The sequence below is a fragment of the Limosilactobacillus reuteri subsp. porcinus genome (assembly GCF_036621895.1).
Classification (GTDB): domain Bacteria; phylum Bacillota; class Bacilli; order Lactobacillales; family Lactobacillaceae; genus Limosilactobacillus; species Limosilactobacillus reuteri_J.
This window is the reverse complement of the sequence record NZ_LN887472.1, coordinates 1,152-15,204: the sequence shown is the minus strand read 5'-3', so window position 1 is coordinate 15,204 and position 14,053 is coordinate 1,152. Positions and strand designations below refer to the sequence as shown.

General features: G+C 33.4%; 11 protein-coding genes. 10 read left to right on the top strand and 1 reads right to left on the bottom strand.

Annotation, left to right across the window (positions count from 1 at the left end; translation table 11 throughout):
* The 4 genes from AACL61_RS08385 to AACL61_RS08370 form a co-directional block, all read left to right on the top strand.
* Nucleotides 1-605: glycoside hydrolase family 73 protein (locus AACL61_RS08385; protein WP_231125401.1), on the top strand; the 605-nt coding region annotated here is incomplete at its 5' end.
* A 206-nt stretch (nt 606-811) separates the two neighbouring features.
* Nucleotides 812-2,089 (top strand): NlpC/P60 family protein, encoded by a 1,278-nt coding sequence (locus AACL61_RS08380; protein WP_102816650.1) that lies wholly within the window; start codon nt 812-814, stop codon nt 2,087-2,089.
* A 62-nt stretch (nt 2,090-2,151) separates the two neighbouring features.
* On the top strand, nt 2,152-2,727 hold the full coding sequence (locus AACL61_RS08375; RefSeq protein WP_339111236.1) for a hypothetical protein: 576 nt from the start codon (nt 2,152-2,154) through the stop codon (nt 2,725-2,727).
* Between the two features lie 73 nt (nt 2,728-2,800).
* Nucleotides 2,801-3,919 (top strand): AI-2E family transporter, encoded by a 1,119-nt coding sequence (locus AACL61_RS08370; protein ID WP_087215986.1) that lies wholly within the window; start codon nt 2,801-2,803, stop codon nt 3,917-3,919.
* Between the two features lie 43 nt (nt 3,920-3,962).
* Here AACL61_RS08370 and AACL61_RS08365 read toward each other — a convergent pair whose 3' ends face one another.
* Nucleotides 3,963-5,432: an LCP family protein gene (locus AACL61_RS08365; RefSeq protein ID WP_087215983.1), complete on the bottom strand. Its 1,470-nt coding sequence runs from the start codon at nt 5,430-5,432 to the stop codon at nt 3,963-3,965.
* Between the two features lie 185 nt (nt 5,433-5,617).
* Between AACL61_RS08365 and AACL61_RS08360 the strand changes: the two genes are divergently transcribed.
* The 6 genes from AACL61_RS08360 to AACL61_RS08335 all read left to right on the top strand — a co-directional run.
* Nucleotides 5,618-7,195, top strand: a complete 1,578-nt coding sequence (locus AACL61_RS08360; RefSeq protein WP_087215981.1) for a peptide chain release factor 3 — start codon at nt 5,618-5,620, stop codon at nt 7,193-7,195.
* 12 nt (nt 7,196-7,207) lie between these two features.
* Nucleotides 7,208-8,707 (top strand): glycosyltransferase family protein, encoded by a 1,500-nt coding sequence (locus AACL61_RS08355; RefSeq protein ID WP_087215979.1) that lies wholly within the window; start codon nt 7,208-7,210, stop codon nt 8,705-8,707.
* A gap of 173 nt (nt 8,708-8,880) precedes the next feature.
* Nucleotides 8,881-10,338, top strand: coding sequence for a hypothetical protein (locus AACL61_RS08350; protein ID WP_087215975.1), 1,458 nt, complete (start codon nt 8,881-8,883; stop codon nt 10,336-10,338).
* A gap of 89 nt (nt 10,339-10,427) precedes the next feature.
* Complete coding sequence (locus AACL61_RS08345; protein WP_180977146.1) at nt 10,428-11,930, top strand: C39 family peptidase; 1,503 nt, start codon at nt 10,428-10,430, stop codon at nt 11,928-11,930.
* Nucleotides 11,931-12,016: 86 nt separating this feature from the next.
* Nucleotides 12,017-13,111, top strand: a complete 1,095-nt coding sequence (locus AACL61_RS08340; RefSeq protein ID WP_102816645.1) for an acyltransferase family protein — start codon at nt 12,017-12,019, stop codon at nt 13,109-13,111.
* 53 nt (nt 13,112-13,164) lie between these two features.
* Nucleotides 13,165-14,053: KxYKxGKxW signal peptide domain-containing protein (locus AACL61_RS08335; protein ID WP_339111235.1), on the top strand; the 889-nt coding region annotated here is incomplete at its 3' end.

Here is a 14,053-nt window from a genome sequence, read left to right as displayed (position 1 = left end):
ACGATGGCGCCCGATGGGATAATAGATTTATGAACGCCTTTGGTAATGTTTATTATTTTGGTAGTGATGGATCTAGGGCCACGAATACTACAATTAACTTAGGCTATGGAGACTTAACCTTTGATAATCAAGGTCGATTAAGTTCAAATAATGCATTTATTGGTAGTATTGTTAATGGTGCAATTCAAGGATGGGCACAGCATCAAATTTTACCTTCACTAACATTAGCTCAAGCGATTTTAGAAAGTGCATGGGGAAAATCAACGCTAGCATCAACGTACCATAATCTATTTGGTATTAAAGGTAGTTATAATGGTATGTCAGTCAATATGCCAACATATGAAGAATATGGTGGTCGAATGGTATTGATTAACGATGCATTCCGTCGTTATCCAGATAACAATGCCAGTGTTCAAGATCATACTGATTTCTTAATTAAAAATAGTCGGTATCATAACTTAATTGGTGTTCGTGATGCTAACACGGCTACTTACTTAATTCGAGCCGATGGATATGCTACTGCATCAACTTATACTAATTCTCTAAGAAATGTTATTAATACTTATGACTTGACACGTTATGATCGTGTAGCATTTAGTTTATAATTTTTTAGATATATAACATGGCAACTTATACTTTTATAGTGTAGGTTGTCTTTTAGTTTAAATGTAACGTTTTCATTACATTACTATTGCAAACATTATTGTTACTTAACAATGTACCTTAGTTTGCCTATAAGTTCTTTTTTTATGATAAAGTAATAATCGTTAAATTTATCGAAAGAAAAAACGGAAGGTAGGATTCATTAATAATGGAAGAACAGAAACACTACAAAATGTTTAAGAAGGGTAAAAATTGGTGCTACATGGCAATTGCTACCGTAGCAGTTGCTTTTGGAGTATCAACTACTAGTGTAGCAAATGCTGATACTACAGATACTGTTGCTACACCGGTAACTTCACAACAAGTTGAAGTTTCTGATCAAACGGTTACTAATGAACAAAACGAAGTAAGTACAGATACCACTTATCAAGCACCACAACAAGATGCTAACAATGGAAATCAAGCTTCTAATCCAGTTGCAGTAACACCACAAGCTACAGATAATCAATTAAATGGTTGGCAACAACAAGATGGTAATACCTATTATTACAGCAATGGTCAAAAAGCCACTGGTGTTCAAGATATTAATGGTGCACAATATTACTTCAACGATCAGGGACAACAACAAAAAGATTACTTTTTAGATCAAGATAACCATACTTATTACTTCCAAGCAGATGGAACCCGTTTAAATAATGGCTTTTATAACAATTGGGGTCGTACTTATTACTTCCAAGCGGATGGAAGCCGTTTAGATAATGGCTTTTATAACAATTGGGGTCGTACTTATTACTTCCAAGCGGATGGAAGCCGTTTAGATAATAATTTTTATAACAATTGGGGTCGTACCTACTATTTTGGTGATGATGGTGCACGTTGGGATAATAAATTCATGAATGCATTTGGACATACCTACTATTTTGGTGATGATGGTGCACGCTGGGATAATAAATTCATGAATGCATTTGGACATACCTACTATTTTGGTGATGATGGTGTTCGACTAGATAACTCTATCTATAGTAATTGGGGGCATCAATACTACTTTGGTAATGACGGTGCTCTAATTCAAAATAGTGATGTAACGGTTAATGGTAAGAAATACCATGCTGATGCTGAAGGAATTTTGTCAGAAAAGAATAATGTAGATTCCAAAGTTGATCGCGCTTTGTCACAACGAGGTGTACCGTATGTATGGGGGGGAAATACTCCTGCTGGATTTGATTGTTCTGGGCTAGTTCAATGGGCATATGGATTAGGTTCTAACTACCGAACCACTTACCAACAAGCCACTCTCGGTACACATCAACGTGATGTTATGAATGCTCCTAAGGGCTCGCTACTATTCTTTGGTAGTGATAGTGCCCCTTACCATGTTGCTATTTCATTGGGTAATGGTTCCTATGTTCATGCGCCAGAACCAGGCGATGTTGTAAAAGTTGGATATTCTCGATACTTTAAGCCAAGTTTCTTTATTACTTTATAATTTTTAGTAGATCAAAAATCTGTTATAATAACTAAATAAAGAATAACAAGGAGAAAGTATAAATGAAAATCAAAAAATTATTTGCTACTATTGCAGCTGGATCATTAATGTTAACATTAGCTGCTTGTGGAAGTAGTTCATCTCAAGAAAATTCACAGAGTAGTTCGGATGTATCTTCAAGTAAGGTAACTAAAAAGCATACAGAGAAATCTGATAAGGTTGCTAATAAAAAGACAACTACTAATAAGGGAGATGGCTCTAATTCATCTGCTAGTGATGCGACGAATTCATCTCAAAATGATTCTTCCACAAGTACCAATAGCTCCTCATCTATGAAGTATTCCGTATCAGGTACTTCGTCAGTAGAAAGTGGAGCGGGTGCAACATCAACTGTTAAGCAAAACTCCAGTACTTCTTCACAGGCTACAATGACAGCAACTGATGCACGTAACATTGTTAAAGAACATATTGGTAATCAATTAAATAATCGTGGAATTGCAGGTCAATCAACAAGTGATTTACCATCTATTGATTCTGTTGATGGTTATACTGCTACACAGAATGGTACTAATAATTGGACTGTTAGTGGAAATGGTCATACGTACCACGTGACTGCAAATTCTGTTACAGAAAATTAATTTTATAATTTAAAAGAGTTAGTGAGTCTTTTATAATAGACTTACTGATTCTTTTTTCTTTTAGGGAGTAACTATGTCTAAGCAAAAATTTTATCATTGGCTGTTTTGGCCGTTGCTATTACTAACAGTGGCAACTCTAATCTGGATGTGTACAAAAATTCAGTTTATTTTTCAGCCGTTTTTAACATTTATCTCAGTAGTTTTTGTTCCATTGATTATCTCGGGATTCCTATATTATATGCTAAATCCAGTCTTAAAGCTTTTTATGAAGATCAAAATTGGGCGTTTTCATATGAATCGTGGGATTGCTAGCTTATTAATCGTACTTTTATTGATCGTAATTGTTGTTGGTGGAATTGCCATGTTAATTCCACCAGTTGTAAAGGAAATTTCAACATTAGTACGTAATATGCCGCAGACAGTCACGGGAATTCAACACCTTATTAATGATACAATTGAGCATTCATTCTTGCGAAATGTGGATCTAAATGCATATTACCGACAGTTTGATCACCAACTAGCAGGATATGCGCAAAAGGTTTTGCAAGGCCTATCAACACGGGTCGGGGATATCATTGGTATGCTGACGAACGTGACAGTGGTAACAATTACTGTTCCGGTAATGCTATTTTATATGCTTAAGGATGGTTCTAAACTTATTCCAAGTATTCAAAAATGGCTTTCTCCCCACCATGCTAAAGAAGTAAATGACTTGCTTGGTAAAATGAATTCAACTCTATCTTCCTATATTTCTGGACAAATGATTGAATGTTTATTTGTCGGTGTATTTACCTCAATTGGTTACGTTATTATTGGTCAGCCGCTGGCAATTGTTCTCGGAATTGTTGCTGGTTTGACTAATATCATTCCATATATCGGACCTTATATCGGGATTGCTCCAGCATTATTTGTTGCTTTAACGATGGCACCAAATAAGATCATTTGGGTAATTGTGGTGGTGATTATTGTTCAACAAGTTGATGGAAATATTGTTTATCCTAATATCATCGGGAAAACGCTTCAGATTCACCCATTAACAATCATTATGTTATTACTTGCTGCGGGCCATATTGCTGGAATCGGGGGGATGATTTTATGTATTCCATTCTATGCCGTTATCAAGACTGTTTGTGAATACTTCTTTGATATTTATCGAATTGAACATCCTGTTGATAAAACTAAAAATGAATAATAAAAAAGCATTTTCGTCCAAATTTTGCGAAAATGCTTTTTTATTAATAATACCGATGTGTATATCCATAATGATTACCATATGTTGGATGGGTATAAGTTGAATGATAACCATTATAAGTGTGGTATTGAGGGGTAGAATAATGATGCTGGATAGGAGCAGTCGGTGTTTGATTTCCAGTTGTCGGAACTGCTCGAGATTCACTATAGCTTTCATTGTTACCCGCTGTGTATGTTGAAGATGATTCATTCTCATTTGTACTCCGTCGGGATGAACGAGAGCTGCCAATAACTTCATCACTTCCATTACCACTACCAGGATCATTGTAACTGGCACCACCAGGAAGGATAAAGTCAGTCTCATTGTAGCCATTATAGTGTGGTTGTGACTTGTACATCTTCGTTTCGTGGTTAACAACATTTTTAGCCTTTAAGCCAAGTTGAGCGCGTACTAGTTTTGATACCCGGTTAATTTCTTTAGGACTAGCAATCTGGAAGGAGACTCCTTCGATCGTTGCGTTTTGTCCTTGGAAATGGTAGGTCTTAACATTGTTCATTGCGCCGTGGTAGTTACCATACAAGGTCGCAATATCATCAATTGGAATATTGGTCTTAACGCCATCCCCAACAGCATCTAAAATCTTGTTAGCTGCACCAATTGAACCTGAAGCCTTGAACTTATTAATGACACTCTTTAGAATTTGTTGTTGCCGTTTTTGACGACCATAATCATTATTTGGATCATCATACCGCATCCGGGAATACTTCAACGCATTTGCGCCATTAAGGTGTTGTTTACCTTTCTTGAAGTGGTGGCCTTCGTAGTCAAAGGCAAATGGGTTATCAACTTCGACTCCGCCAACGGAATTAACAACTTTTTCGAGAACCCCCATGTTAATAACCGCATAGTAATCAATCGGCACATCAAGTAATTCTGATACTTGTTTTACAGTTTGCTTTGGTCCATTGATTGAATAAGCAGCGTTGATTTTAACGTAATCAGGGCCATCACTAGTCTCAACCCGTACTAGGATATCACGAGGAATACTAGTCATAGTAATTGTTTTCTTTTTTGGATTAATAGTAAATAGTTCCAAAGAGTCGGTATTACCACCCTTGTTACCACGATCTAAAGCCCCGACATCTGTTCCCATGGCCAGGACGGAAACTGGTTCACCTTTTTGTAACTTTTTACTAATTTTTCCATCACCAGCGCCAAACACCCCTTTGGCAACTGAGTGAACTTTATGATATTCGTAAAACCCGCCGGCCACTACTAGACAAATTAATAACCCAATTAAAGCGCGTACCCAATTTGGCGTTCGGTAGTGATGCTTTTTTGGTGGTTGATAATCGGGTGACGATTGTTCTTCTTCTCGTCGTAAACGATTTTCACGTCTGTTGTGTGCTTCCTCGCGTTCTCGACGCTTGCGTTCATTAACGTCACGTTGGATACGTTCTTCCATCCGTTTACGGTAATGTTCCCGCGATTCGTTGTTATTGTTATTATCCATATACTAAGTACCTCAATAAAAATAAGTTCTAACTTTATTAATATAGCAGAAAATTAATCCTAAGTTCAAATATATCTCAATACTTTAAACTTTCTGTAACTTTTTTAAGAATAGACTTTCATAAAAAAGTGTAATAATATAGTAGAGATATTTCACGAGAATAAAATAAGGAAAGGAAAAAATTAATGTCACCAAAAGAACTTGCTGAAGCAGTTAATAAACGGCGTACGTTTGCCATTATTTCTCACCCGGATGCCGGGAAAACAACGATTACTGAACAACTCTTGCTTTTTGGGGGAGTAGTTCGTGAAGCCGGGACCGTTAAAGCACGGAAGACCGGTAATTTTGCAAAGTCAGACTGGATGGAGATTGAAAAGAAGCGGGGAATCTCTGTTACCTCATCTGTTATGCAATTTGATTTCCAAGGTAAGCGGATCAATATTTTGGATACTCCAGGGCACGAAGATTTCTCTGAAGATACTTATCGGACATTAATGGCGGTGGACTCCGCTGTGATGGTTATTGATAGTGCGAAGGGGATCGAGCCGCAGACTAAGAAGTTATTTCAAATTTGTAAGATGCGGGGAATTCCAATCTTCACCTTTATGAATAAATTTGACCGGGATGCCCGTGAACCACTTGATCTCTTAAATGAAGTTGAAGATGTATTAGGAATTGAGACTTACCCAATCAACTGGCCAATCGGTTCTGGTCACCAGTTTAAGGGAATCTATGACCGCTTTAACCATCGTGTTGCCTTGACTCACCCAGCTGATGAAAACGATCCTTACTTATTATTAGATGAAGACGGTAATGTTAAGGGCGATAATCCATTAGCTGGTGATGGTGAATGGCAAGATGCAATGGACGGCATGGAACTGGTCGAAGTTGCCGGTAATGAACTCGATCGAGAAAAGATTGCCAAGGGGGACCAAACACCGGTCTTCTTTGGATCTGCTTTAACTAATTTCGGAGTTCAGACTTTCTTGGAGACCTACTTACAGTTTGCCCCTGCACCAAGTGATCACAAAACTGAGGACGGGGATGTTGTTAGGCCCCTTGATCCCGAATTTTCTGGTTTTGTCTTTAAAATCCAGGCTAACATGAATCCTCGTCACCGTGATCGAATTGCCTTTGTCCGAATTTGTTCCGGCGAATTTGATCGGGGGATGGATGTTACATTATCACGGACTAAGAAACCAATGCGGCTATCAAATGTAACTGAATTTATGGCCGATACCCGTGAAAATGTTGAGACAGCTGTTGCTGGTGATATTATTGGTTTATATGATACCGGAAACTTCCAAATTGGTGATTCTATTTACAATGGTAAAAAAGATATTCAATTTGAAAAGTTGCCACAATTTACGCCAGAACTATTTGTCCGTGTTTCTGCTAAGAATGTGATGAAACAGAAGTCTTTCCACAAGGGAATCAATCAATTAGTTCAAGAAGGGGCTGTCCAGCTTTACCGGAGTTATTCTACTGGCGATTATATTCTCGGTGCTGTTGGTCAACTGCAATTTGAGGTATTCAAGTTCCGGATGCAAAATGAATATAATTCCGAGGTTGTGATGGAACCAATGGGAACTAAGACTGCTCGGTGGATTGATCCAGACCAATTAGATGAAAAGATGTCGTCATCACGAAACATCTTAGTCAAGGATATCCATGATCAGCCCCTATTCTTGTTTGAAAATCAATTTGCTGAAAATTGGTTTAAGCAAAAGTACCCTGATGTGAAGTTAACAGCGAAGTTGTAGAAGGATAGGATAATGCTTATTAAATCAAGTAATAAATTACTAAATCTTTTGCTATTTATATTAAGTTCTATTTCTGTTATTGGAGCCATTAGTCTTATCCCCAATGATTTTGCTTCTATAACTAAATCTATGTTTTGGACACTGGTATTCCTAAGTGTTTTTACTTATTCCTTTATAAAAAGTAAATCTCTTAGAAAAATTTTACTTAGATCAGGAAGATGGATAATATTTATTTTCCTTATTTTAACGGTTTGTTGGCAGTTTATTTTAGTTAAGGCGTTAAGTGGCAATACTTGGTGGGATACGAGTATTGTAGCTCGAGCAGCCTCGGGTCAAAAAAATTGGTTAGGGATGATGTACTTTTCTTATTATCCTAATACTTTTTATTTATTTAGATTTGAAAAATTTATATTTGAAGTTCTTAATCTAAGTAATTTTAAAGAATTAACTACGGTTTTAAATAATATAAATATTATAGTTTTAGATTTATCATTTATCTTTTTAATAAATGCAATAAGAAGAATATTTAAAGAGAAAGAGATCGCATATTTAGTAGGCTTTTTTTCATGGATATTAATAGTCCTATCTCCATATGTCGTTATTTTTTATAGTGATACACTAGGCTTTTTTATTAGTTCATTAATACTCTATACTCTTTCGTTTTTCTTTGGTAATCGGTCGATACTTAAAACTTATTGTTTATGCATAGTATTAGGTGTATTAAGTGTAATAGGATATTTTATTAAACCAAGTTTAGTAATAGCTTATATAGCACTAATTATAGTTGGAATTTTATCTATAGCAGTAAAACGTGTAAGTGTAAGAAAAAACATAAAATTTATTGTAGCCTTTTTATTGTCATTTGGGATAAGTTTTTCTTTTCTTCAATACTATCAACACCATAATGAAATTTATAATATTGAAAGTAGAATGACAATGCCGATGTCTCACTTTATAGTAATGGGAATGACTGAGAAGGGGGGGTATGATCCCCAAAATACAAAAGAAAATTTTGATATAAAAGATCCAAAAAAGCGGAATCAAATGAATATAGAAAGCGCTGCAAAAAAGTTAGATGAAATGGGACCAACAAATTATCTTAAATTTTTAGTTATTAAGCAAGTTAGTAATACTTCAGATGCAACATTTGGTTGGAGAAATGAAGCGCAAGGAGTGGGCTTTTTAATTCCCTTTGAAAATTCTCATGATCATTTTATTAATAAAATTCAAAAAATTTTTACTTCATCTGAATCTGGACAAAATTGGAAGGGATATGCGTTAATAAATCAATTTATATGGGTAATAGTTTTAGTTGGATTAATTCTTAGTTTGCCATTAAAAGAATTAAAAGTTCAGTTCTTTAAATATACTGTTATAGGTGGAATGATTTTTCTATTAATATTTGAAGGTGGGAGAAGTAGATATCTTATTCAATTTTTACCATATATTTTTGTATTAGCTTCATTAGGAATTACAAACACAATTAATGTGGTTATAAGTAAAAAGGATTGATATCGTAAGAAATTATGAACTTATTTTTTTCAATTATTATATCAGCAGTAATATCTTTATTATTTAGTGTATCCTTAAAGAATACTTCAAAGGTATTTCGGTTTTCTATCTTTTTATTTATGTTTTTTGAAATTTTTCTAAGATTATATAATTTTGATAGAATGGGCCTAAATATGGATGAGGCTATGGTCGGTGTAAATGCTAATAGCCTAGGTAAATATGGTAAAGATATAGTACTTAACAGATGGCCTATGTATCTTTATGCATGGGGTAGTGGAATGAATATTTTATATCCACTAATTGTTATTCCTTTCGTTAAAATTTTAGGTTTAACAGTTTTTTCAGTACGTTTACCAATAGTACTATTGAGTATAGTTGCAATTGTCTATACAAATATTGTTTTAGCTAAGGTAAAAGAGAGCAAGTCGTTTATTTTAATTCTAAATTATTGCTTTTTCCTTATTCCATTCACGATTAGAATTAATCAATTAGCAATAGAAAGTATGCTTCTACCCATTTTACTTATATTTCTAATTGACACGTTTTATTTGTTTTCAAACAATCCAAAGTTATGTTATATACTACAAATCTCTGTATTAATATCGTTGATTGCTTATAGCTATTCTGGATATTGGGTATTATTAATAATTTTTACACCATTATTTTATTTATATCTAATTAGATATAGAAAGATGACACGATGGGGGATTATTGGAATTATGGTGAATGTTATAACATGTTTACCAATTTTACTTTTTGTCATTAATAATTATGTTTTGAAGAGAAATATAAACTTATTTGGAATGACAATTCCGTATTTAAAAACTAGTAGAGCAGGACAATTTGTCTTTTCAGATGGTGGAAACAAATTAAAAGCAATTATAGATAATGGAGTAAATGCCCTTAATTTATTAAATAATGGTAATGACGGTTTAATATGGTTTAGTACACCAGGAGAAAATTCTTTACTGGTAGGATTGATATTATTTTCAATGGTAGGATTTATAGTGGTTATAAAGAGTTCAACACAATTAGATTTGCTTAGTTTATTTCTTGGTATATCATCAATCTTATTAATTATTTTAGTAAGAGCAACTCTAACTCATTTAAATGGTGTAATAATTGTATTACTATATTTTAGTGCTAGGGGAATAGATGTTCTATTACAAAATAATTACTTTAGTTATGGATTTATATGCTTTTCTATAATATTTACGTTTGTATTTTTATATAGCTTTTATTATCAAAATAACTCAATAATTATTAATGATTTTGATCCAAACTCTAATGTGTGTTCAAAAGATTATGGAAAAGCTATTCAATTTGCAAAAAAACTTAATGTGAATGAACAACATTATATTTTATCTAATCGTAGGTGTCAGTACATTTATTATCTTTTTTATACTGGTATGTCGCCATATCAATTTAATAAGCAAAAAGGGCAAGAATTATTTACAAATGGGAGTGATATCAATTCCTATAGGCGTATCGGAAAATGGTATTTTGATTTTTCAAATTTGAATAAATTGAATAAAAACAGCGTTTATATTATTCCAAATGATATAAAAATTAATGATATATCGAACTTTAAAAAGAAAATATTTGGAGAGTATACAGTTTATTTTAATTAATATTTAGAATTGGCAAAAGTTCGTAAAGACAAAATGATAATTAAGGTATATAATCAATAAAGATTTTTTATTAGATGGGGGAGTTAATAGTGGAAAATAAAAATCATTATAAGATGTTTAAAAAAGGGAAAATATGGCGTTATGCACTGCTAAGTACACTTGTTATTGCGGGAACAACATTAACAACTAAAACAGTTAATGCGGATTCAGAAGTAGAGCCAAATGCAATTGTAGCAGTGGATACTTCAACAACTAATCAAAAAAATGGTTCAGCTGTAGAAAAGACTAATAATTCTGAATATCTTCAAGTTCAAGACAGTACAAAGCAACAAAATATTAGTAATAACAGTAATGTTGCAAATAAAGATGATTTAAGAGATTTAAATTTAAATAACAATAAACAAATCCAACAACCAGTTGTTCCACAGTCCACAGATTCTTCAGAAATAAATAAAGTGCCTAATGGATGGACAAGTGATAAGAAATCTTATTATGAAAATGGTCAATTAGTTAAGGGAATAAAGACTATTGGTCAAAATACTTACTATTTTAACAATGATGGTATTTTGAATACTAATACTTTTTATACTAACTGGGGTCGTACTTACTATTTTGGCGATGATGGTGCTCGTTGGGATAACCGATTCTATAATAATTGGGGTCGAACTTATTACTTCCAAGGAGACGGCGCCAGATTAGATAATGGATTCTATAATAATTGGGGCCGGACCTATTATTTCCAAGCGGATGGAAGTCGTCTAGATAATAATTTTTATAGTAATTGGGGCCGGACCTATTATTTCCAAGCGGATGGAAGTCGTCTAGATAATAATTTTTATAGTAATTGGGGCCGGACTTATTACTTCCAAGGAGATGGCGCCAGATTAGATAATGGATTCTATAATAACTGGGGTCGTACTTATTACTTTGGAAGTGATGGTGCTCGCTGGGATAATCGGCTATATACTAATTGGGGGCACAATTACTGGTTTGGAAATGATGGTGCATTATTGACAAATGGCTTTATAATGCTCTTTGGTAATGATTACTATGCAAATAATCAAGGAATCTTAAATTCAGTACGTTATCAAAGCCAATTTACTCCTATTTATGCTCCTGAAGGTTGTTCAGTTGCTGCTTTACAAATGTTAACAAGTATCAAAGGAATTAATTTACCGCTATACTATGCATATACACATCTTCCTCAAGGAGGAGGAGTATTTGGTGGCGGTTTTACTCATATTATTCCTGCTAGAGATTTAGTAAACTATGGTCGCCAATGGGATAGTGGATTAAGAGATATATCAGGAAGTAGTTTATCGCAAATATATAACTGGGTAGCCTCAGGTCATCCTGTAATTTATTATGGTTTCTCTGCTTATGAATCATCTTATGCATGGCGTAACCATGCAAAAGTAATTCTTGGAATAAGCAATGGGCGTTTCCATGTATATGATCCCTGTTACTATAGTGTTAATTCACCAGCTGGTAGTTCAGGTTCAGGCCCATTTGGACATGGAGCTAATTCATACTTAACCTGGGGACAAGTTGCGGCAGAATATAATGGTAGTGGTGCTGTAACAACGGTTTAACGTTATAAAAAGACTGGCTTGAGCAAAAGAGTGATTTTGCTTTACCGGTCTTTTTTTGTGAGAAAATAAATTATGGGAGAATTCTTTTGAAAAAATATAAACGATTATCTAACTTTGAATTATTGAGAATAGTGAGTATGTTTATGATTTTGATTCATCATTTTGCTTATCATGGTACATTTAATGGACAACAATTTGATATGCATAGAGCTTCAGTACAAGTAGTGTATAATTATTTGCTAATTATTGGAAAAGCCGGAGTAGTAGCATTTGTGCTTATTGGGGCCTACTTTTTAAGTGATAAGAAATTTAATTTTAATCGACCAGTTAATTTAATGATTCAAACTATATTTTATAGTTTTGTTATATATTATATAGTAATCACATGGTTTCCAAATTATATTAAGCCAATAAAAAATGTTGATATGTGGTTACCATTTCCCTTACCAAGTAATTACTGGTTTGTAATTAGTTATATAGTAATGTTATTTTTAATGCCTATTTTAAACATGATTTTAAATAACATTACGCAACAAAAATTATTGTTAATAATTTCATTTTTATTCTTAATTTGGAATGTTTTTGCAATAATTGGCAATATTTTTCCAGGTAAAATTGATAATATTAATTTTACAAATTATACAGAAAGTAATTATTTTTGTGAACTTTACCTAATTGCTGGTTATATAAGAAGATATAATCCTAATTGGTCTAACAGCTTTTTTATAACAAGTATTAGTTTTATAATTTCAGCTATTTTACCTATTTTGTTAATAATTAGTTTAAATAATAAGAATATGTACAACGTTTTAACACAAAACATGGCATTATTGAATAATCCGTTTTCACTATTTATGGGTGTTACGCTATTTGTTATGTTTAAGAATATTAACATTGGTCGAATATCTATTATTAACTATATAGCTAATTCGATGTTTGGAGTTTATCTAATTCATGATAATTCTTTCGTTAGAATTATATTATGGAAACATTTAATTAATTCTCAACAATATATACAAAATTGGCAATCTTACTTACTAATGGGATTATATTATTCGTTTCTTGTTTTTGTAATCTGTATATTAATTGATTGCCTAAAAAGAATTATCTTTAATAAAGCACTGAATTACGTTAGCAATAAATTGTCATATCGTTTTAATAAATTAACTAAAATAATATAAAGGTATATAATATTATCGAAACTGTATTTAAGAGGATATTGGAGAGGATAGTAATGAAAGAACATTTTAAAATGTATAAAAACGGTAAAAGATGGTGTGTTGCTGCTATTGCTACAGTTTCGCTAGGGCTAGGTATTAGTCTAAGTTCGATAGCGCATGCAGATATGGTGCCTAATAATGAGACACCTGCTGCAGATACTCTAGCTACTGGAACTCCTACTAATACTAACCCTCTACGAGGTAATGATAATAGTACTGGAACTGATACTCAAAGTGATAATCAGACACCGGTTAAGCCTGAGGCAACTGAAAATAAAGATGTAGCACAACAAACTATTCCTGAAACAGGAGCTCCTAATACTTTTCCAACAATAAATAATAATACATACTACTATAACTCAGAAGGACAGCTAGTTAAAAATGATTTCTATAGTAATTGGGGTCGAACTTATTATTTTCAGCCTAATGGTGCTCGGCTAGATAATGGTTTTTATAATAATTGGGGTAATACTTATTACTTTGGCGCAGACGGAGCTCGTTGGGATAATCGTTATATGGTTCGATGGGGAAATGCCTATTACTTCGGTAACGATGGTGCCTTAATAAAGAATAAAAACTTAAATGTTAATGGGAAAGATTACTGGGTAAATAATCAGGGGATAATTCCTTTACGTAATCAATTTTTAACTGCAAATGATAATCAACTTTATTATTTTGATGCAAATAATTCATTAATTACAAATAAGTTCTATCATAATTGGGGTAGTACCTACTATTTTGGCGCGGATGGAGCTCGCTATACTAACCAATTTTTGACAAGAGACGGCAAAGTCTATTACTTCGATAATGATGGAGTAATGTATCAAAGTCGTTACTACAAGAACTGGGGAAATACTTATTACTTTGGTGCAGACGGAGCTCGCTACACTAACCAATTTTTGA